At 44.2% G+C, this 21,248-nt stretch carries 16 protein-coding genes and 2 CRISPR repeat arrays (1 of these 18 running past the window's edge); of the genes, 3 read left to right on the forward strand and 13 right to left on the reverse strand.

Features of this window, described 5'->3' with window-relative positions:
- Positions 1-193: a CRISPR direct-repeat array (repeat unit 32 nt; unit sequence GTTTCAATCCACGTACCTATATAAGGTACGAC); it begins 1,617 nt to the left of the window's first position.
- Between the two features lie 171 nt (positions 194-364).
- The 6 genes from cas2 to cas5c are packed head-to-tail and all read right to left on the reverse strand — an operon-like array spanning position 365 to position 5,673.
- Positions 365-655 (reverse strand): CRISPR-associated endonuclease Cas2, encoded by a 291-nt coding sequence (gene cas2, locus NQ542_RS00500; protein ID WP_005651106.1) that lies wholly within the window; start codon positions 653-655, stop codon positions 365-367.
- Between the two features lie 4 nt (positions 656-659).
- Positions 660-1,694, reverse strand: coding sequence for a type I-C CRISPR-associated endonuclease Cas1c (cas1c, locus tag NQ542_RS00505; RefSeq protein WP_005641478.1), 1,035 nt, complete (start codon positions 1,692-1,694; stop codon positions 660-662).
- Positions 1,695-1,697: 3 nt separating this feature from the next.
- Positions 1,698-2,366, reverse strand: a complete 669-nt coding sequence (gene cas4 / locus NQ542_RS00510; RefSeq protein ID WP_005641476.1) for a CRISPR-associated protein Cas4 — start codon at positions 2,364-2,366, stop codon at positions 1,698-1,700.
- Entirely contained in the window at positions 2,363-3,229 is an 867-nt protein-coding gene (gene cas7c, locus NQ542_RS00515; protein WP_005641474.1) for a type I-C CRISPR-associated protein Cas7/Csd2, read from the reverse strand. Before cas7c ends, cas4 begins: the two co-directional genes overlap by 4 nt.
- A gap of 12 nt (positions 3,230-3,241) precedes the next feature.
- Entirely contained in the window at positions 3,242-4,996 is a 1,755-nt protein-coding gene (gene cas8c, locus NQ542_RS00520; RefSeq protein ID WP_005641472.1) for a type I-C CRISPR-associated protein Cas8c/Csd1, read from the reverse strand.
- Complete coding sequence (gene cas5c, locus NQ542_RS00525) at positions 4,993-5,673, reverse strand: type I-C CRISPR-associated protein Cas5c (RefSeq protein ID WP_005641470.1); 681 nt, start codon at positions 5,671-5,673, stop codon at positions 4,993-4,995. Before cas5c ends, cas8c begins: the two co-directional genes overlap by 4 nt.
- 200 nt (positions 5,674-5,873) lie before the next feature.
- Positions 5,874-7,479: a CRISPR direct-repeat array (repeat unit 32 nt; unit sequence GTTTCAATCCACGCATCTGTAAAAGATGCGAC).
- A gap of 263 nt (positions 7,480-7,742) precedes the next feature.
- Here cas5c and NQ542_RS00530 point away from each other — a divergent pair.
- Positions 7,743-9,038, forward strand: coding sequence for an MATE family efflux transporter (locus tag NQ542_RS00530; protein WP_005641456.1), 1,296 nt, complete (start codon positions 7,743-7,745; stop codon positions 9,036-9,038).
- A 527-nt stretch (positions 9,039-9,565) separates the two neighbouring features.
- On the opposite strand, the gene NQ542_RS00535 is transcribed toward NQ542_RS00530, so the two are convergent.
- The 7 genes from NQ542_RS00535 to NQ542_RS00565 form a co-directional block, all read right to left on the reverse strand.
- Positions 9,566-11,272, reverse strand: coding sequence for an acyl-CoA dehydrogenase family protein (locus tag NQ542_RS00535; RefSeq protein WP_005641449.1), 1,707 nt, complete (start codon positions 11,270-11,272; stop codon positions 9,566-9,568).
- Between the two features lie 4 nt (positions 11,273-11,276).
- On the reverse strand, positions 11,277-12,296 hold the full coding sequence (locus tag NQ542_RS00540; RefSeq protein ID WP_005641447.1) for an electron transfer flavoprotein subunit alpha/FixB family protein: 1,020 nt from the start codon (positions 12,294-12,296) through the stop codon (positions 11,277-11,279).
- Positions 12,297-12,344: 48 nt separating this feature from the next.
- A complete protein-coding gene (locus NQ542_RS00545; RefSeq protein WP_005641445.1) occupies positions 12,345-13,250 on the reverse strand; it encodes an electron transfer flavoprotein subunit beta/FixA family protein in 906 nt (301 codons plus the stop codon).
- Positions 13,251-13,576: 326 nt separating this feature from the next.
- Positions 13,577-16,429: an aminomethyl-transferring glycine dehydrogenase gene (gene gcvP / locus NQ542_RS00550; RefSeq protein WP_005641440.1), complete on the reverse strand. Its 2,853-nt coding sequence runs from the start codon at positions 16,427-16,429 to the stop codon at positions 13,577-13,579.
- Positions 16,430-16,472: 43 nt separating this feature from the next.
- Positions 16,473-17,111 carry an MBL fold metallo-hydrolase gene (locus NQ542_RS00555; protein WP_005641438.1) on the reverse strand — a complete coding sequence of 213 codons (639 nt, stop codon included), beginning with the start codon at positions 17,109-17,111 and terminating at the stop codon, positions 16,473-16,475.
- Positions 17,108-17,779 (reverse strand): 16S rRNA (guanine(527)-N(7))-methyltransferase RsmG, encoded by a 672-nt coding sequence (gene rsmG, locus NQ542_RS00560; RefSeq protein WP_005641436.1) that lies wholly within the window; start codon positions 17,777-17,779, stop codon positions 17,108-17,110. The genes NQ542_RS00555 and rsmG overlap by 4 nt, the downstream gene beginning before the upstream one ends.
- A 37-nt stretch (positions 17,780-17,816) precedes the next feature.
- A complete protein-coding gene (locus tag NQ542_RS00565; protein ID WP_005641434.1) occupies positions 17,817-18,677 on the reverse strand; it encodes a DUF3298 and DUF4163 domain-containing protein in 861 nt (286 codons plus the stop codon).
- 443 nt (positions 18,678-19,120) lie between these two features.
- Here NQ542_RS00565 and NQ542_RS00570 point away from each other — a divergent pair, with 443 nt between their 5' ends.
- Both NQ542_RS00570 and NQ542_RS00575 read left to right on the forward strand, forming a co-directional pair.
- Positions 19,121-19,927 (forward strand): FAD:protein FMN transferase, encoded by an 807-nt coding sequence (locus NQ542_RS00570; RefSeq protein ID WP_005651120.1) that lies wholly within the window; start codon positions 19,121-19,123, stop codon positions 19,925-19,927.
- Entirely contained in the window at positions 19,924-21,246 is a 1,323-nt protein-coding gene (locus tag NQ542_RS00575; RefSeq protein ID WP_005641430.1) for a Gfo/Idh/MocA family protein, read from the forward strand. Before NQ542_RS00570 ends, NQ542_RS00575 begins: the two co-directional genes overlap by 4 nt.
- Positions 21,247-21,248: the final 2 nt, after the last annotated feature.

Raw genomic sequence — 21,248 nt, forward strand, 5'->3', positions numbered from 1 at the left:
TAAGCGTATTCTTGGTATTGAAGTGCCGGATGTTTCAATCCACGTACCTATATAAGGTACGACAAAGCGGAGTATGGGTTCTGACGTCCAAATATCAGTTTCAATCCACGTACCTATATAAGGTACGACGTCACTTCAAATCTTCTATTTTTATGTCAACGGTTTCAATCCACGTACCTATATAAGGTACGACTGCATTACAAATAATGCAAACATTTACAGTCTGTTATCAATGCATTTATGCGATAATAAACTTTTTGGATTTTTTATTGATGAAATAAAACTAATAGGAGTGTTTAATAGGCTAATAATCAATGATTGCGAAAACTCCAGCTTTTTGTTAATGCTTAATGTTCGCAAACAGTTATATTATAAGTTCATCTTCTACATTATAGGATGTGACGACACCTATGTATTCAACTCTTTTAGAATAATTATTTCCCAAGAAATAGAAACGAATACTATCTTTTTTATGATCGATGATATCCGATAGTTTTAATCTTAACTCGGTAAATTGAGCAGGCGAGACAGAGCATTCAAAAACGGAATTTTGGACGCGTTGGCCATAATTCAGGCATTGACGTGCTACCTGACGTAACCTGCGCTGTCCGTCGGAAGTCATCGTTTCTACGTCATATGTAACTAGAACATACATGAACTTACTTCATTAAAAAGACCGGATAATTATCTAAATCGTTTCTCAAAAAACGAGCTAAAAGCATCGCCTGAATATATGGGATCAGTCCTATCGGTACGGATTCATTTAAGTAGGGGTGGATTATTGTCTCTTTTTTTCTCTTCTGCCAAGCGAGTAAGACTCCCTTTCTGATATCTTCATCCATTACAATCCCGTTATCTCCGTGTTCGACAAAACCTTTACCGGATATCTGTTTACGATTAATTAAGGACAAAACCAACCTGTCTGCCAGGTAGGCTCGTAACTCTTCCATCATATCTAACGCTAAACTCGCTCTTCCTGGTCGATCGGTATGTAAAAAGCCTACGTATGGATCAAGTCCTACTGTTTCCAATGCAGACTGTACCTCATGATTCAGCAATGTGTAAACGAATGACAATAGAGCATTTACTTTGTCTTTGGGCGGTCTTCTGTTCCTCCCGTTAAAAGGAAAATCCTCACATTGCGATATGATCATCTGGTTAAATACAGAGAAATAAGTTGTAGCGGCTTCTCCCTCTATACCTCTTAATGTATCGGAGGACTCAGCAACTAAAGCCTGATTCTTTGATCTCTTTAACTTTTCAGATACGGATAAAAACAAGGATAGCTGTTTGTCGGAAGAAATGTGATCTCTTTTGAAACGATCGATAACCGTCCGGGAATTTGCTATCTTTCCTGCAATAAAAAGCCGACTGATTTCCAGTGATTTATTTGCATCGTCGGCAATCCTGTATTGTGTTCTTCGTAAAAGGACATTTCCTTTTGTCGGACCGGAGACTCTACCTTGAAACTGTCCATTAGCACTTAAAAAACATAATCCTACATTTCTTTCAGCACACATCTTCATTAATGCCGGAGAAGCACCTATATATCCGAATGTGACAATACCTTCTATATTTAAAACCGGAATTCTGAATATATCTTTTTCCTTAACCCTAATTACAACGTTTTCTCCATCTTTAGTTAAATAGGCTTCAGGAGTAGTTACATACAATGTGTTCAATAATTTTCTCATATTTTAATCGTATAACTGGGACAGGTAAGTATTCACTTTCGGTGTTTTTGTCAGTACTTTAGGCATACATACGTCACATAAAGAACATGACTTGCAATGCGCTTTGTATATTGCCGGCGGAAGAACTTTTTGCTCGTATAGCTTGTGCATTTGGACACATTTATTTTCAACCAGTTTCCGTAATTCTTCAGTAAACTGGACCTCTTCTCGGTGGCGAGTTTCCCCATAATACAAAAAGCCTTTTTCTATGCTGACGTTATACATCTCTTCCAGGCAAATCGCTTGTGCGCATAGCTGGACTTCATCTATCTGATCTTTTTTAGGTTTGCCTCGTTTGTATTCGACCGGAATTAATTGCCAGAATCCCGGATATTTAGGATGTCTTATTGAATTTTGTCCGGAGGTGGAAGCGACCATCTCTACTACATCAGAGATACCATAAAGTCCCAGCCGTCTGGAGACAAGCGTTACGGATCTTAATGTTACTATGCCTTTATTGCGGTTCATCAAGGTAGGATCATCGACTTTTTGATGCATCCAGTTTCCTTCAATAGTGAGGTTGTTTTCCGCCCACTGTTGTTCGATATGTATAAGGGCCCATTGACGTTTACAGAAAGTTATGTGTTGGATTCCGGAAAGCATCAACAGGTCCTCATCTCCGTATTCTATCATATCATGTCCAGAACTTCTACACCTTCCGGTAGTTTATCCTTGTCGATGGTAACAATATAATCGTCGAACGAACGGGGTGGGCGTTGGTCATCCTTAAGTTGAACCTTCACTAAACCGAATAAAGAATGAGCTGAAGCATTACCTAATGCTGTACTGTGTTTGAATACGATCAATTTGCGGGCATTCATCATTCCTCTGGCTGCTGAATGGTCGTGATCGAACATGTTTTTCAATGAATCCCAGAATAAGTTCAGGTCATCTTCATTGAATCCGGTTTGTGCGGCTAAATGAGCGGAAATAAATCCGTTAGCTTTATATAGTCCGTAAGGAACTGTAAATTTACGTCCCATAGTGCGGTTATCTCCACTCTGTTTTTTAGCCTCATCCTCCGTAGCCACAGCCATACGGGTTATACTATGTTCGGCAGTAACAATCGGACTGATGGAACGGGCAAAAGTAAATTGGATAGGGCCACGAACCTGTCCGGCATTTTCGCCTGTACTTAGTACGGCTCCAAATGTCCTTATGTCATAAAAGTTTCTGCACATCCATTGCCGAGCAGCCTCTGTTTTATCTCCTTTCTCTTTTATATCTTTAACCCCTTCCTGTTTATGAGCGTCTGCGATCAGATTATTCAATACCGCTTTCTCTTTAATGAATATATCATACAGTCTTTCTCCTCCTTTTACTATTTGAACAAAGTTCCGGACTTTACGCTTCAGACAGACATCGGAAACCAGGCCTTCACCTGTTTCCGGATCAACTCTGGGTAAATTTCCGGCATCGGGATCACCGTTCGGATTACCATCCTGTACATCAAATAAATAAATGAAGTCGTAACGATTGTTTATTGCTGTTTCCATATTTGTATAGTATTAATTTTTTTCTTTATCTGTTGTTGTTTTATATAAATCTTCTCTTTGATGGTAATAACCGATTGCGAAACGCGATTGGTCGTCCATCGATAAATATTTAGGTAATCCGTTACTATCCAGGTTGGTGATAACACTTTGCAATAATTTTTCATAATAAACAGATTTCCCGGTATCAAATTTTGCAAGGTGATGTCTGGATAAAGACAACAAGCGGCCGAATACAGTTGTCGGGGTTGTCGACGCTGCACCGTAGTAACGCTCTTTGATCGTAGAATTTGCTCCTGGGATAGCATCACTCTGGATCTTTTCAAGGATAGCAAACAAGCGGCCACATAAGTACGCTTGGTTTTTATTTTCTAAATCTAATGCCATTTGAATTTCTTTAGGTGGATTATTATGATTTCTGAATTTTCTATTTAAGTAGGCTTTGAGTATAGCGGCTCTTATCGACGTTATATTCCGGTCTGCTTTGATTCGTATCAGACATTGCATCTGCAATGTGGTCGGGTAGGGTTGGTTATCCCATATGCTTTGACTTAAATCGCTGGCTAAGCAGGGAGGCAGATTTTCCATTTTATTTAAGGAAGCAACTTGGGTCAGTAAGTTGAATAAAGAAAAATAGGCTCTTTGATTCTTGCTTTTAATGATTTCCAAGTCCTTAAAATGTTGTCTGATGTGACTGGCAAATTCGCCTACTGTTCCTTGTCGCCAGAATCTAACGGAGATACGGGCGGCATTAGGAGATAAACCTAACACGTAAAAGGGAGTTTTGTCCTCGTCATTCAATACTCCCGAGAACGGGGACTTCAAGAAGTCTCTGATAACTTCCGTGTTTTTATCCGGATCATCTTTGGGAGGAGATGTAAATATGAAACAGAAACATTGCTCCAACTTTGTCGGTTTCTGAGACCAGAAAACAACGGATGTGTCATGCAAGCGATATTTGTTAGAGGAATCTTTTCCCAATAAAGAATTTAAAGCTGTGGTATAAGCAGCTTCCGCTTCTTTTGAAATGGGTGCGTTCATACCTTGCTCTTTATAATAAGAATCGTAACCCGATTTCTTTTGAAAGCCAACCAGTTTAGCTCCGCTCTTACCCCCGGGTATGGCTATGGCACTATTGAGTATGGCTATCGGAGCCTTTTTTCCGGTGATGAGGCATATCCCTGTAGGTTCATCTTTGTCTGAACAGTCTTCTATAGATGATGTTACATCCGGATTTGCAGCCACGATAGTATTGTTTCCTGCTACTTTAAAGGAGATGTTTGTCCCGTCTTTTTTGATACATTCTTCCCATAAAGGGTCCATTTTTATACGTTGAAGATTATCAGGATTATCGTAAAATTTGGCTACTGCTTGAATCTCTTCATTGGAAGGATACATTTCGGCAAGCCGCCTGACCTCCTGAACAAAGGTTTTATTTTGTTTAGCGGCATCGTCCAGTGCTTTTGGCATTCCTTTATCATCCGTATTTTTAGGTTGGGCTAACACATATCCGAAATGGTCCCAAAATACATTTGCCGTTTGCCAACTGTTGCTGCCGGTACGTCCTTTACTTTTGACGACCAGGTATTTTTTTGCTCGTTTCTGTTTTCCTACCCCCTCGGTGGTATCCTGTAGTTCTAAAAAATTCCCTTTTTTATCTATCAGAATAAGATAAGGTATTTCTTTCCATTCTAATCCATGGGGAGCAATAGTACTCCCCGGATCAGCAGCTTTACGCTGGTAGTATTCGTATAATGCTTGCAAAATCATCGGCGTACCTCCTCACTGTTAATGGATGGAACGATCAAGACTCCTTGTTTCATTATAGCCCTGAAGAACATTGGCTTTGGATCTTTTTCGTTTGTGAAATCCATATCATATAGCATATATCCAAAATCACGATCTTCGGGTATTCCGTTTCCTTTTACCGGATTTTCGATGTATGTGAAATCTGCGGAGAACTCACGGCAACCTAAATAGGGTTGATTGAAACATTGCCCCTTTTTAGCTCTACGTTCGAACATAGCATTATATTTGCCTGGATTTTCGTCAGAGGACTTTGATGGCACTTTCAACATATCTTCTTTCGCTCTATTTCTTATAGGTATAAATTCCAACTCTGCAAAAATTCTATAGCAAACATCTTTTAGTAACAAACTGGATTTTTGTTGCCGATTATCTTCGATGAATAATCCGGATGAACGGGGGCTCATTAAACTTCCAATCTCATTTCTTTTCATGGAAAACCATCTGATTGGATTTAATACTTCTATTCGAGTAATATTCCATTGTATGGCTGGTTTCCAAAATATAGATTCGAAAATAGCTCGGGCAGCAGATGGCGTTATTATGTCGTAGCTAACTCTTTCGACTTTCATCTCCGGACGGGTAAAGCAGGCCATGCTTCCTTTAACCTCAAGACAGTATTCTTTATTTGTATATATCATATGTTTAGGTTAACGTAATATAAGGTGTTTATGCTTTGAGTAATAAGGTATCTTTATAACTCTGTTCAACAAAGATATATTTTATTTTCTAACAAACAAATATTTTAATCCTGTAATCTTCTTGCAAAAAATATTATAAATAGTTGTCCCCGTAAAGGATGCGACATTAAAGACACGTTCAAACGCGCCTTTGAAGAGTGGTTTCAATCCACGCATCTGTAAAAGATGCGACTTATTAGTTGCATTATTACTGTTGTATTCTAAAACGGACGTTTCAATCCACGCATCTGTAAAAGATGCGACTGGCATTGCGAAAAAACTCCTGCACTCTGGTAAGTTTCAATCCACGCATCTGTAAAAGATGCGACTTGACGAGGACGGTAATGCTTATAAGGTTGATTTCGTTTCAATCCACGCATCTGTAAAAGATGCGACATTATGGGATTATTGTATTCCTTTTGAGGGCAATGTTTCAATCCACGCATCTGTAAAAGATGCGACGTAGACGCCAAAAGCGCGCCATTGCTGCACAAGTTTCAATCCACGCATCTGTAAAAGATGCGACTTGGTTTTGCCGGTGACTGTCCATGCTTGGTCGGGGTTTCAATCCACGCATCTGTAAAAGATGCGACATACGCTGAGCGTCATCATACTTTTGATCCTGTTGTTTCAATCCACGCATCTGTAAAAGATGCGACAAGCCAATTAAGCTCAATTTGAGCGTAAGAAGGAGTTTCAATCCACGCATCTGTAAAAGATGCGACTCGTTTTGATGTTAATGTTCGTTACGACGCCTTGTTTCAATCCACGCATCTGTAAAAGATGCGACACATAATACCCATTACTATGCTCTCCTCGTCACAGTTTCAATCCACGCATCTGTAAAAGATGCGACCGAATATAAGCGTTATATATAGCCTCATACGCACGGTTTCAATCCACGCATCTGTAAAAGATGCGACTTTTCAAATACTGTTCTCGACGGCGAAAGTAAGTTTCAATCCACGCATCTGTAAAAGATGCGACTCTCGGCAAGAGTCTTCGCATAAGCAGCACCTTGTTTCAATCCACGCATCTGTAAAAGATGCGACGATTGAATATAATATAAAATATTGATAATCATGGTTTCAATCCACGCATCTGTAAAAGATGCGACAGAGCCGTACTCGCCACACGCGAGATAGCGCAGCGTTTCAATCCACGCATCTGTAAAAGATGCGACGGCATTGCGAAAAAACTCCTGCGCTCTCGCAAGTTTCAATCCACGCATCTGTAAAAGATGCGACTATTGGTTCTGCCTACATTCGTGCTCGAAAGGATGTTTCAATCCACGCATCTGTAAAAGATGCGACTCCTATCTTCTCAAATGCAAGAGAGTCACATTTTGTTTCAATCCACGCATCTGTAAAAGATGCGACACTTTCTTTGAGTGTCTATGAGGATGAAAAGATGTTTCAATCCACGCATCTGTAAAAGATGCGACGTATATGCTTCTTATGTGTTTCGCAAAATCAAGTTTCAATCCACGCATCTGTAAAAGATGCGACATGGGACAAGACTTGAAATGTCGCAATGTCTTGGTTTCAATCCACGCATCTGTAAAAGATGCGACCCTGTGTTTGGGTTGGAAGTCCCTGTAAAAGATGTTTCAATCCACGCATCTGTAAAAGATGCGACTCAATGTGACAGATTCGGAAGGTGGCACTGTGGTTTCAATCCACGCATCTGTAAAAGATGCGACGATAGGCGATCTTGTCGGCAAATGATCGAGATTGTTTCAATCCACGCATCTGTAAAAGATGCGACTCCATGTTTGTGAAAAGCTTTATTGATGACACTTTTAAATTGTAATTTTGCGAATGATAAAGTAGAAAAGCAATAAATGTTCATATTCTCTAAATAAATCTATAAGTGTATGATTTATAGAGGATGCGAACATCCAACGTTTTTTACAATTACTTAGGGTTCGCGTTTTTGTTATTGAAACATAAGTGTAATCATGTTATTTCTAAAGTAATCTGTAACTTTGCTGACAAAGTTAGGAATAGTTTTTATAGATACGATAAATAATGAATAAAAAGATACTTCAGTTAGCGCTTCCTTCTATTGTATCCAATATAACGGTTCCTTTGTTGGGATTGGTCGATGTGGCGATTGTCGGACATTTGGGGGCCGCTTCCTATATCGGGGCGATTGCGGTAGGGGGGATGCTGTTCAATATTATTTACTGGTTGTTCGGTTTCTTGCGGATGGGAACGAGTGGGATGACTTCACAGGCTCTGGGGAGACGGGATCTCCTGGAAGTAACGAGGGTTTTGTTCCGGTCGGTCGGTGTCGGGATTCTGATTTCTCTGGCTCTGCTTCTGCTCCAGTATCCGATACGGGAAATAGCTTTCTTACTATTGGATACGACGGATGAGGTAGAACGGTTGGCTTCCTTATATTTCAATATTTGTATTTGGGGAGCGCCGGCTGTGTTGGGATTGTATGGTTTCTCCGGTTGGTTTATCGGAATGCAGAATTCCCGTTTCCCGATGTTTATTGCGATCACCCAGAATGTCGTGAATATCGTGGCGAGCCTGATCTTCGTCTTTGTGTTCGGCATGAAGGTGCAAGGGGTTGCGACGGGAACGCTGATCGCTCAATATGGAGGCTTCGGGATGGCTGTATTCCTGTGGTTCGTATTCTATCGGAAGCGGTTGAATATTCGTGTTTGCTGGCATGAGGCCATGGATAAGGTCGCTATGCGTCGTTTCTTCCAGGTGAATGGCGATATTTTCTTTCGTACGCTTTGTTTGGTGGCGGTTACTACATTTTTTACTTCTACGGGTGCGAGACAGGGCGATATCGTTTTGGCTGTTAATACATTGCTGATGCAGTTGTTTACGCTTTTCTCCTATATCATGGACGGTTTTGCCTATGCGGGCGAGGCTTTGGCGGGACGTTATATCGGTGCTCGGAACAAAACAGCCCTTAGTCGGATGATCCGTTTGCTGTTTGGCTGGGGGATTGGGTTGTCCCTTTCGTTTACCCTGCTTTATGGAGTAGGCGGGAAAGGTTTTCTCTCCCTCCTGACGAATGACTCTGTTGTCATACAAGAGGCCGGAACCTATTTCTATTGGGTGCTGGCTGTTCCGCTTGCCGGCTTTGCCGCCTTCTTGTGGGATGGTATCCTGATCGGTGCGACAGCTACCCGCCTGATGCTTTATTCGATGTTGGTCGCTTCCGGCACTTTCTTTTTGATCTATTACCTCTTTTTCGGAATGATGGGAAATCATGCATTGTGGATGGCATTTCTGATATATCTGTTGCTTCGTGGTAGTATGCAATGGGTATTATGGAATCACCACAATGAATTAGCGTAATCGGTCGTATGCCCATTGTGCCGGATTGTTTAATATATAATTGGATATATTATGATACGCTTTTTCATCCTGTATGATATGTTCATAATAATTACGTTGCCATAATTTTTGACCGTGTAGATTAATCATTTTTGTCGATTGATATTTAAAATATCCCACAATATGCCCCAGTGTCACCACGTAGGGGCGGGGTTCGCCCGCCCTAAATGCATCCCGATCGATTTTTATAATCGCATGGAAATGATTTGGCATAATAACATATTCGCAACATTCGATATTGGGGTATTTGTGTTCCAAATCCCAATAACATTGTTGGATTATTTCACCATATGGGTTTAATATCATTTATAACCCTTCCTGTGAATAATCATATCCTTTCAAACGGATACTGTGACGATGGTGGATGTCTGGATTGTACTGTTTCATAGTCGATGGTTGTCTTATTGGCTTAATACGAGTCTAAATATAAGGAAAAAGCCGGAAATCAAGAGAAGATATCCGGCTTTTATGAAATTAGATACGCTCTATTATTGTCTGTAGCTTGCTAATTCGTCGGCATTGAATTTCAAGATAAAGCTGCTGTGTTTTTCCACTTCCGCTTCGACATAATTCAAGTATACGACAGCTGATTTGGCAAACATTTCAGGAGTCTTTGTCGCGTCTTGGATCAGCAGGTGAGCCATGATGCAGTCGGCTGCCATTTCATAAAGGCGACGGGCAACAAAGTCCTGCAATTCCTGGTTCTGCGCTTCCTTCACCTTGTTCATGCAGGCTTCGAACTTATTGGCCATTTCAACCAGGCGGCCTTTCAGCGGTTCCATTTCAGGAGAACACGGGATTGTTTCGAATTCTCGGATGGTAGCCAGATAGGAACCGTTGGTCACGTAACGGATGGCTGCAACTGTCTGCAATTGCGTCGTTCCTTCGTAGATGGAGGTGATGCGGGCATCCCGGTAGATACGTTGACAAGCATATTCCAGCATGAAGCCTGAACCACCATGAATTTGGATACAGTCGTATGCGTTCTGGTTGGCATATTCGGAGTTCATACCTTTTGCCAGCGGGGTGAAAGAGTCGGCTAGTTTGGCATATTTTTTCTGTTCCTGACGTTCTTCCGGAGTCAGCTTGCGTTCACGGGCGATGTCGTCCAGTGCTTTGTAGATATCTACATAACGGGAAGTCTGATACAGTAAGGCACGGCCGGCATCCAGCTTCGCTTTCATGATAGACAGCATGTCGTAAACAGCCGGGAATTCGATAATTGCTTTGCCGAACTGTTTGCGTTCCTTTGCGTAAGCTAACCCTTCGTTGTAGGCGGCCTGGCTCAGACCGACAGACTGTGCGGCGATACCCAAACGGGCACCGTTCATCAGCGCCATCACATATTTGATCAAACCTAATTTGCGATCTCCGCAAAGTTCGGCTTTCGCATTCTTGTAAACCAGTTCGCAGGTAGGCGAACCGTGAATACCCAACTTGTTTTCAATACGGCGGACATCTACGCCACCCTGGCGTTTGTCATAGATGAACATAGACAGGCCACGCCCGTCTTTCGTCCCTTCTTCCGAACGGGCCAAGACCAGATGAAGGTCGGCGTCTCCGTTTGTGATGAAACGTTTCACACCGTTCAGACGCCAGCAATTTTCTTTTTCGTCGAAAGTCGCTTTCAGCATCACGGACTGCAAGTCGGAACCGGCATCCGGCTCTGTCAAGTCCATAGACATCGTTTCACCGGCGCAGATACGCGGAATGAAACGGCTGTGCTGGTCTTCGTTTCCGAATTCATATAATGTCTCGATACAATCTTGCAACGACCAGATGTTTCCGAATCCAGCATCGGCAGCGGCCACGATTTCGGCGCACATGGTGTACGGCGTGATCGGGAAGTTCAAACCGCCGAAACGGCGCGGCATCGTCATACCGTTCAGGCCGGCTTTCACCATTGCATCCAGATTCTGCTTGGTCCCGGAAGCGTATTCCACACGTCCGTTTGCGCAGTGGGGGCCTTCTTCGTCAACTCCTTCGGCATTGGGAGCGATGATCTCACCCGTGATTTCGCCTGTGATTTCAAGCACTTTGTCGAACGAGTCCATTGCATCGGCATAATCCTGCGGTGCATAGTCGAACTCTTCTTTATCTCTGTAATTGCGTTCTTTCAGTTCGCAAATACGTTCCATCATCGGATTGTTCAAGTGATACTTGAGTTCCGGAATGTCTGTATAATAATTTGCCATCTCTTTACTTGCTGTTCTGTTTGTAATACTTAATCATCTTCGGAATCACCTCCTCAACAGTGCCGTTGATCACGTAGTCGGCAATCGTGTTGATCGGAGCGTTCTCGTCGTTGTTGATAGAGATGATGATACCTGCATCCTGCATACCTGCGATATGCTGGATCTGTCCGGAGATACCGCAAGCGATATACAATTTCGGACGGACCGTCACACCTGTCTGGCCGATCTGGCGGTCATGGTCACAGAAACCGGCATCAACGGCTGCACGGCTGGCGCCTACTTCGGCATGAAGTTCCTTTGCCAGTTCGAACAACATATCGAAACTTTCCTTGGAACCCATTCCGTAACCGCCGGCTACTACGATCGGAGCACCTTTCAGGTTGTGTTTGGCCTTTTCTATGTGGCGGTCGATGACCTTTACGACATAATCCGTTTCCGGAACATATTTGGCGACGTCGTGTTTTACCACTTCGCCTTTATAACCGGCGTCCAGAATTTCTTTTTTCATCACACCTTCGCGAACAGTCGCCATCTGAGGACGGTGTTCCGGATTGATGATCGTCGCTACGATGTTACCACCGAAAGCGGGACGGATCTGGTATAACAGGTTTTCGTATGTTTTACCAGCTCTTTTGTCTTCGTGCGAGCCGATTTCGAGGGATGTACAGTCTGCTGTCAGACCGCTTGTCAGTGCAGAAGAAACACGGGGGCCTAAGTCACGGCCGATAACCGTTGCTCCCATCAGGCAGATCTGCGGTTTTTCTTCTTTGAACAGATTGATCAAAACAGAAGAATGAGGAAGGGAAGTGTACGGGAACAGACCGGGAGCGTCAAAAATATGCACCTTGTCCACGCCATAAGGCATCACCTGCTTTTCAATCCCTTCCAGTCCGGAACCGGCCACAATGGCTTCGAGTTGGCAGTTCAACTGGTTGGCTAACTTGCGACCTTTGGTCAGCAGTTCGAGGCTTACATCGGCAATCGTTGTACCTTCAAGCTCACAATATACAAATACATTATTCATATTGTTCAATCTTTTTTACCGTATGAATTGTCAATTATCAATTGTCAATTATCCGATAGTGTGGTTAGCTAACAGTTCAACAATCAAATCTTCCACATCCTTGTCTGAGCCGGTCAGCGTCTTGCTTTCCTTTGCCTGGAACACGATGTTCTGAATCGCTTTGACTTTTGTCGGCGAACCGGACAAACCGCATTGTGCGAGATCTCCGTTTACATCGGCAACACTCCATTCCGGAATATTCAGGTACGGGCGCTTTTCATACAGTTCGGGGTATGGCAGTGCCGATACGCCTTCCGGATGGCAGGCGGGAGCAGGAACTTTTTCCTGCGCGCCCAATGCCCGTTTGTATTTCATCACCAACTTGGCATTACGCGGACGGCAGGGGGCAGCCGAACCGTTGACCGTAATCACGATAGGCAGCGGACCTTCCACTGTTTCGACACCACCGTCGATATGCCGTTTCACTGTGATACTGCGATTCTTTTCGTCTACGTTCAGGATTTCTTCGGCATATGTGACCTGTGTTAATCCTAACTTTTCAGCGACTTGAGGACCTACCTGTGCTGTATCGCCGTCAATAGCCTGGCGTCCTCCGATGATAATATCGTAGTCACCTATTTTCTTGATTGCTGTGGCAAGCGCATAAGACGTTGCCAAAGTGTCGGCACCGGCAAATGCACGGTCGGTTAGCAGATAACCACCGTCTGCTCCCCGGTATAAACCTTCACGAATAATTTCAGCTGCACGCCCCGGACCCATTGTTAACAAGGTTACCGTAGTTCCCGGATAGGCGTCTTTCAAGCGGAGGGCTTGTTCTAATGCGTTCAGATCTTCCGGGTTGAAGATTGCGGGAAGTGCGGCTCGGTTGATAGTTCCGTCCTCTTTCATCGCATCCTTTCCCACATTGCGTGTGTCCGGAACCTGTTTCGCCAATACAATAATTTTTAAACTCATATTATAGGAATATTAGATTTCTATATTGGATATTTGTTCGAATTAACCTTCTGAATACTGACCTGCAAAAATAATCAAACATTCTTTATATCAAAGAACTTTCGTCTGGAATCTGCACACTTTAGGTTTTTTTGAGCATATCCTTTCTTTTTACTTACCACCTTACTAATCACCATAATTTAGGCACGGATTACACGGAAAACACGGAAAGAAAATAAATTTATCCGTGTCAATCCGTGAAATCCGTGCCTGAAAGATCGTGATAAAGGTGCTTTGGCACCGTTTTGTCAAGTCGAAATCGAGTAATAGGTTTGCGCCGGTTTATATTAAATTTCGCATGCACAAAGTGTTGGAATCAGGTTGCGGTCGCCATACGCATTGTCTACGCGGGCTACATTCACCCAGAATTTGCTGTCGTGCAACCATTCCAGCGGGAAGGCGGCCTTGCTGCGCGGATACTCGTGTTTCCATTCGTCGGCCGTTACTTCATATTCGGGATGAGGAGCGTTCTTTAATACGTTGTCTTCCTTTGAAGCCTTGCCTTCTTCCACTTCCTTGATTTCGTTCCAGATACATTCCAGCACCTCGACGAAACGATCCAGTTCGGCTTTGCTTTCGCTTTCGGTCGGTTCGACCATCAGAGTGCCGTGAACAGGGAAGGAAAGAGTTGGAGCGTGGTAGCCGAAGTCCATCAGGCGCTTGGCGATATCGCCTTCATCGATACCCGAACGTTCTTTTACCGTGCGGCATTCCAGGATCAGTTCGTGACCGACGCGACCTGTAGCACCTGTGTAAACGATTCCGTAAGTATCTTTGAATTTGGCTGCCAGATAATTCGCATTCAAGATCGCGGTCTTGGTGACCGTTTCCAACCCTTCTGTTCCCAACATGCGGATATAAGCATATGTGATCGGCAGAATGCCCGCGCTACCGTAAGGTGCGGCGGAGACTGTGTTCAGGTCGCTGCCCCATAATATCGGATGCTGTGGCAGGAACGGGACGAGATGTGCGGCAACGCAGATCGGACCGACACCGGGACCGCCTCCTCCGTGAGGAGAAGAAAAGGTCTTATGCAGGTTTAGGTGGCAGACGTCTGCACCGATAGTACCCGGATTGGTCAGACCGACTTGTGCATTCATGTTGGCGCCGTCCATATACAGCTGACCACCGCAAGCGTGAACAATGTCGCACATTTCCTTGATGTCCACCTCGAAGATACCGTGAGTAGACGGATAGGTGATCATGCTGGCTGCTAAGTTGTCCTTGTTGGCTTCGGCTTTAGCCCGGAAATCTTCCAAGTCGATATTTCCTTTGTCGTCACATTTCACCGTAACGGTCGTAAAACCGCATTGAACCGCACTTGCCGGGTTCGTACCGTGGGCAGAGGCAGGAAGCAGGACGATGTTGCGATGTCCCTGCCCGATGCTTTCCAGATAAGCCCGGATTACGCGCAGACCTGTATATTCGCCGGCTGCTCCGGAATTAGGTTGCAGCGTACAGCCTTTGAATCCGGTGATCTCACACAAGTAAGCCGATAAGTTTTCAATCAGTTCCGTGTAGCCTTCGACCTGGTCTTCCGGTGCATACGGATGTATATTCATGAATTCCGGACGGCTGAGTGGAAGCATGGTCGATGCCGGATTCAGTTTCATCGTACAAGAACCTAAAGAGATCATGGATTGGGCCAATGAAACATCCTTTCGTCCCAGGCGGGTGATATAACGCATCAGTTCCGTTTCGGTATGATATTTTTTGAATACGTCTTCTTGCAGGAATTCGGAAGTACGGGCGAATTTCGGATCGAAATAAGTTTTCTCAGGAACGGCTTCTTTCAGCATGTAGTCCTTTCCGGCTGCCCCTGCGAAGATATACAGCAATACGCCGATATCGGTCGGTCCGGTCGTTTCGTCCAAGCTGATGCCGATCTGTCCGGCATCGAAGTAACGCAAGTTCACCTTACATTCCAATGCGATCTCGCGGAGTGCATTGATGGATACATGTTCCGGCAACTGGATTTTCAGTGTGTCGAAATAGTTTTTGTTCAATTGTTTGTAGCCTAGTTTTTCCAACTCGCCTGTTAGGAAACCTGCAGAAGCGTGGATACGACCTGCGATGTTCTTCAAGCCTTCGGCACCGTGGTAAACGGCGTAGAAACCAGCCATCGTGGCTAGCAAGGCTTGGGCGGTACAGATATTGGAGGTCGCCTTTTCACGTTTGATATGTTGTTCGCGTGTTTGCAAAGCCAAGCGGTAAGCCGTGTGTCCATAGGCATCTTTGGAAATGCCGATGATACGTCCGGGGATGGAACGCTTGTATTCGTCTTTCGTGGCGAAGAATGCAGCGGACGGACCACCGTAGAACATCGGGATACCGAAACGTTGGCTGCTTCCGAACACGACATCTGCACCCCATTCTCCCGGAGGAGTCAGCAGGACAAGACTCATCAGGTCGGCAGCAACGGCGACACGTGCTCCACCGGCATTGGCACGTACGATGAATTCTTTATAATCTTCGATCGAACCGTCGGCATTCGGATACTGGACGATAGCCCCGAATACATCCGGTGTGAATTCAAATGTTTTGTAATCACCCACAACGACCTTGATGCCTTGCGGGATCATGCGAGTGTTGATAACGGCCAGTGTAGAGGCGAATACGTTTTCGTCGACAAACAACGTATTGGCTTCTGCTTTCACCTGTGCACGGCTACGGCTACCGTAGAACATGGTTGCCGCTTCGGCTGCTGCTGTCGCTTCGTCCAGCAGGGAACAGTTGGCTAGCGGCAGGCCGGTCAGTTCAGCGATAACAGTCTGGAAATTCAACAACGCTTCCAGACGTCCTTGTGAAACTTCTGCCTGGTACGGAGTGTAGGAAGTGTACCAAACCGGATTTTCAAATACGTTACGTTGGATAGGAGCCGGACATACTGTGTCATACCAACCCATTCCGATATAAGAAGTGAAGACTTCGTTTTTGGATGCCAACTCCGAGATGTGTTCTGCGAACTCACGTTCCGTCATGGGTTCGGGAAGGTTAAGCGGTTCTTTCAAACGGATGTCGGACGGGATGGTCTGATCGATCAGTTCGTCAACCGACTTGACGCCGATGGCTTGCAGCATGGAAGGAATGTCTTCTGCCGAGATACCAACGTGGCGGTTTACAAATTTATTTGTGTCCATAATATTGTGATTTATGATTTATGAATTAATTCTTAATTGTCAATTACAAATAGGGATTGTTGAACTTCTCATCGATGACTCTTGTTTCCGGTCCATGCCCCGGATAGATTACTGTCTCGTCGGGAAGTGAAAGGAGTTTGTCGTGGATGGCGGCAACCAATACCTCCTGGTTTCCACCCCAAAGGTCGGTACGGCCGATACTTCCGGCAAACAGTGCATCGCCGACGATCGCAAAGCCGTTCTTTTTGTTATAGAAAGCGATGCTGCCGGGTGAATGTCCGGGAACTGTCAGCACTTGAAGTTCGGATGTGCCGAACTTAATGATCTCGCCTCCTACGATATATTTTTCAACCGGGACGTTCTCGACATGCTGACGGAGTCCGAACAACTTGGCCTGTTCGTCCGGAGAGGGTAGTTTCTCGACATCCTGCTTGTTCGCTTCGGGTTTCAAACCGTATGTCTTATATATAAAACCGTTTCCAAATACGTGATCCACGTGCAGATGAGTACAGAGCAAATGCTTTAATGTCAACTTGTTTTCGAGGATAAAGTCGGTTAACTCCTTTTCTTCTTCCTTGCGACAGCAACCACAATCGATCAGTACGGCCTCGCGTGTATCATCATACAGCAGGAATGTGTTTTCCTGGAAATAATTGAACTCAAACGATTTTATTGTAATCATAACGGTACGTAAACAACTTTTTTAGTTTGGAAAAATTCTTCTTTAAAATGGTCACTCAGGTTGAGGCTGACAGCTTGCTTGTGGAATGGCAATATTTCATGCTGCAACTCTCCTCCTTTCAGACAAATCAAACCGTTAGGAAGTGCATTTTGTTGTTCCTTCTTTATATTCTTACGGGCGATTTTTACCAGATCGGCCAGTGGCATGACGGCACGACTCACGACAAAGTCGAATAATTGTTTTTCCTCTTCGGCACGACAATGGCGGAAAGTGACGTTTTTCAGACCGATCGCTTCGGCTACAGCTTGTCCGACCTTGATTTTTTTTCCGATACTGTCTACCAAATGAAACTGTACTTCAGGGAGCAGGATCGCAAGTGGTATGCCGGGAAAACCGCCTCCCGTACCGATATCCATAATTGTCGATCCTTCTCTGAATTTCAGCATTTTCAAGATACCTAACGAATGAAGTACGTGGTGCAGGTACAGGTTCTCTATATCTTTGCGTGAAATTACATTGATTTTGGAATTCCAGTCTGAATACAAATCAAACAGGGCGTCTATCTGTTGCTTTTGCGCATCGGTTAGCGTTGGAAAGTAAGACTTTAGAACCCCCAATTGACAATTGACAATTGACAATTGGGAGGATATTGTTGCACTGTTATCCATAAATTATATGTATGGGATTATTGTTATATTTTATTTGTCAATTGTCAATTAGTTTCGCAATTGGACTGTCTTTTTTCAATAGATATAGGATTTCCGCATAGGGTAAGAATACGTTTGTTTCCCTTACCACGTAAGCGGCGATCTCATATTCATTAAAGGTATACGTGATGCCGTCCTCGTCGACCAGGAAATTACCGTTCGGAAAAATTTCTTCGACACTGAAAAAACCGATGTTTTCCAAATCTTTCGGATTCTCCACCTTGTTTTGTTTGGCAATATGATCGATCAATATCTGTGCGAGGCTGTCCTGGAAGTTCTCGATGAAAATATCTTCTTCTGTGATTGCATTGCCTGTTTTCAAGTTGATCACGTGATTGTTGTAGGCATGCGAACCGTGTGCACCGCCTGTATAGTTTTCGAAACTTACAGTATAGCTCAGAATGTCATTCTGGTTGTAGACGATTTCATCCGATGACATTTCGAAATAAGAGAACCAGGCTCCGACCGGCAGATCGTCCTTCTTTTCCAACTCTGCCTTGAAATCGGCTTCCAGTTCTTTATAGTTGTTCAGATAGTCTTCCGTGTACTTGGCGACCGCCTCTTCTGGAGACAGGTTCTCATAATTCTCGCCGAAGTAGGAGAGGACAAAGTCATTCTGTATCTTTTTCAGAATCTCCTTATCGGAAAATTTGGCAGGATAGGTGAAGTTCAATTGCAAGTTGCAATTGGGATTATCGGGATTATTCAGCAGATGATAGGTCCTATCCACCCGGATAGAATCGAATTTAATATCATTATCGGCCGTTTGCTTCGTGTTAGTATTGCAACCGGTTACGAACATTCCTAAAAAGAAAAGCGCTATCAGGCTTTTACTAATTTGTGTACTCATCGGAATCATAGATTTTAGATAATACTTTTAGATGCAAATGTAAGCTATTATCTTGTAATAAACGAATGGCTGGTTTCTTTTTTCAGCCTCGGAGGCATCAAAAGGGTGAGGAGATAGCAGTGCTGGTGTTGTTTCCTGCCTATGTAACGGTCGTTCCCTACCTATGAAACTACTGTTTCCTGCCCATGAAACGGGAGTACCATGCCAGTGGAACTCTTGTGCCAATAAAATGTAACAGGCTTGGCACTGCGTTCTGGCTTATCATCCGGAAAAGGAATTCTGCTTGGCGAAGGTTGAGTTGTAATAAATGTTTTAAACGAAAATAAACGCTAATTAGGCAACCTTTTGAGAAAAAGGTTGCCTAATTCTATTTGTGAAACGAACAAATCCCCTATATTTGCAGAGTGTGTACGCACACCTCTTTGAACCATGTAAAAAATAACAGGTAACAAATGGCTTATTCTAACTATTATGCGGCTTCTGGGCTTTTCCATGGATCTATGTCGTCGGTAATGGGAACGCAGTTTGACATCTTGATGGTCGGCAGTGATCCCCGCCTTCTTGGTACGGTCTGGGAAAAGGTCGAATCGGAAGTGCAGCGATTAGATAAAATGCTGAACCGGTTCGATCCGGAGAGTGAGGTTTCATTTGTTAACCGGGAAGCCGGACACTATCCGGTGACGGTGGGGGAAGAGCTTTGGAATATATTGTTGAACTGCAAGCGTTACAATGAGCTGACGGAAGGATATTTCGATATAACTTTGCAGGGATTCGACCAGGTATTGCTGACGGAAGAAGATAAAAGCATTTTTTTCTTTTCTGAATCTTTACACATTGATCTCGGCGGGTACGGGAAAGGATATGCGCTTGCTAAAATACGGGAACTGTTGGAAGAAAACGGGATTGGTAAGGCGCTTGTCAATTTCGGAAATAGTTCGGTTCTGGCGGTCGGTACGCATCCGTGCGGCGAATATTGGCCGGTGGGTCTTGACAATCCGTTTACGAAAGAGCGGATTGCCGATTTGAAGTTGAGTGATAGTTCGTTATCGATATCGGGAAATATGCCTTCCCATCCGCGCCATATCGTGAACCCGCATACGGGAACATTCGTGGAGGATAAGAAAATGGTGTCGGTGGTGGCGAAAGATCCGGTGGTGGCGGAGATTCTGACAACTGCCTTTATGATCTGCGGCGACGAGCGTGTTCCGGTAATCGCGTCTCAATTTGATATTTATGAAAAACATGTATATAAGTTATGAAAAATGATGAGAATTCAGTCAATTTAAGCCGGCGGGACTTCTTTAAGGAGTTGGGAATGATTGGTGGAGGCGGTGTGCTGCTTTCCGCGTTTCCCTGGTTGCAGTCCTGTAGTGCCGACGATAAGGTGCAGATCGCAAAGGAGAAAGTGCGGATCGGATTTATTGGTACAGGTTCGCGCGGACAGTACCACTTGAATAACCTGAAGACGATTCCGTATGCCGATGTGGTTGCCTTGTGTGATAATTATCCTCCCCACCTGAAAGAGGCTTCGGCTCTCTATCCGAAAGCCAAGACATATGACGATTACCGGAAGCTTTTGGATGATAGAGATATACAAGCTGTCATGATCGCCACTCCGCTGTACGAACATGCGCATATCACAATAGACGCCTTGCATGCCGGAAAGCATGTCTTCTGCGAGAAATCGATGGCGATGACGTGTGCTGACTGTCTGGATATGTATAATGTGTTTAAGGAATCCGGCAAGGTGATGTTTATCGGCCAGCAGCGCTTGTATGATCCGAAATATATAAAGGCGATGGAAATGATCCATGCCGGCTTGTTGGGAGAGATAAATTCGATACGGGCGTATTGGTTCCGTAATAACGACTGGCGCCGTCCGGTCCCTTCTCCCGATTTGGAACGTAAGATCAACTGGCGTTTATATAAGGAATATTCATGCGGCTTGGTAACAGAATTGGCAACCCATCAGTTGCAGGTTGGAAACTGGGCGCTCCGGATGCTTCCCGAAAAGGTAGCCGGCATGGGAGATATCGTCTATTGGAAGGATGGTCGCGAAGTGTATGACAGTATCAATTTGATTTATCATTATCCGAATGGTGTGAAGATGACCTATGAGTCGATGATTGCCAACAAGTTTTATGGCCTTGAAGAAGAGATTATGGGAAGCAAGGGCACGATGGAACCGGAAAAAGGTAAATATTATTTTGAAGATGTCGAACCTGCTCCTGGTATCATGCAGTTGATCAACCAGATCGAACATAAGATCTTCGACAATGTTTCATTTGCCGGCCCGAGTTGGGTTCCTGAAACTGCATCGGTAAACAAGGGACATCTGATCATGGACAATGTCACAACGATCAGTGGACAGTCATCGGTAGGAGCTGCTGGCGACGGTTCTATCGAGTTGGTTACTGCTTTCTGCGAAGCGGCTATTACTGGAAAACCGGCTCCTAACCTGGTGGAAGAAGCTTACTATTCCTCTGTTTTGGGTTTGTTGGGCTTGCAGGCGATTGATGAAGGACGGGTGATTACTTTCCCGGATGAATATAAAATACCGTATCTAAATTTTGCATGATT

The sequence above is a fragment of the Parabacteroides merdae ATCC 43184 genome, assembly GCF_025151215.1.
Lineage (GTDB): Bacteria > Bacteroidota > Bacteroidia > Bacteroidales > Tannerellaceae > Parabacteroides > Parabacteroides merdae.

Excerpts from the sequence above, each read along its gene's own strand:
- cas2 (WP_005651106.1), bottom strand. The coding sequence starts at position 655 with ATGTATGTTCTAGTTACATATGACGTAGAAACGATGACTTCCGACGGA.
- cas1c (WP_005641478.1), bottom strand. The coding sequence starts at position 1,694 with ATGAGAAAATTATTGAACACATTGTATGTAACTACTCCTGAAGCCTAT.
- cas4 (WP_005641476.1), bottom strand. The coding sequence starts at position 2,366 with ATGATAGAATACGGAGATGAGGACCTGTTGATGCTTTCCGGAATCCAA.
- cas7c (WP_005641474.1), bottom strand. The coding sequence starts at position 3,229 with ATGGAAACAGCAATAAACAATCGTTACGACTTCATTTATTTATTTGAT.
- cas8c (WP_005641472.1), bottom strand. The coding sequence starts at position 4,996 with ATGATTTTGCAAGCATTATACGAATACTACCAGCGTAAAGCTGCTGAT.
- cas5c (WP_005641470.1), bottom strand. The coding sequence starts at position 5,673 with ATGATATATACAAATAAAGAATACTGTCTTGAGGTTAAAGGAAGCATG.
- NQ542_RS00530 (WP_005641456.1), top strand. The coding sequence starts at position 7,743 with ATGAATAAAAAGATACTTCAGTTAGCGCTTCCTTCTATTGTATCCAAT.
- NQ542_RS00535 (WP_005641449.1), bottom strand. The coding sequence starts at position 11,272 with ATGGCAAATTATTATACAGACATTCCGGAACTCAAGTATCACTTGAAC.
- NQ542_RS00540 (WP_005641447.1), bottom strand. The coding sequence starts at position 12,296 with ATGAATAATGTATTTGTATATTGTGAGCTTGAAGGTACAACGATTGCC.
- NQ542_RS00545 (WP_005641445.1), bottom strand. The coding sequence starts at position 13,250 with ATGAGTTTAAAAATTATTGTATTGGCGAAACAGGTTCCGGACACACGC.
- gcvP (WP_005641440.1), bottom strand. The coding sequence starts at position 16,429 with ATGGACACAAATAAATTTGTAAACCGCCACGTTGGTATCTCGGCAGAA.
- NQ542_RS00555 (WP_005641438.1), bottom strand. The coding sequence starts at position 17,111 with ATGATTACAATAAAATCGTTTGAGTTCAATTATTTCCAGGAAAACACA.
- rsmG (WP_005641436.1), bottom strand. The coding sequence starts at position 17,779 with ATGGATAACAGTGCAACAATATCCTCCCAATTGTCAATTGTCAATTGT.
- NQ542_RS00565 (WP_005641434.1), bottom strand. The coding sequence starts at position 18,677 with ATGATTCCGATGAGTACACAAATTAGTAAAAGCCTGATAGCGCTTTTC.
- NQ542_RS00570 (WP_005651120.1), top strand. The coding sequence starts at position 19,121 with ATGGCTTATTCTAACTATTATGCGGCTTCTGGGCTTTTCCATGGATCT.
- NQ542_RS00575 (WP_005641430.1), top strand. The coding sequence starts at position 19,924 with ATGAAAAATGATGAGAATTCAGTCAATTTAAGCCGGCGGGACTTCTTT.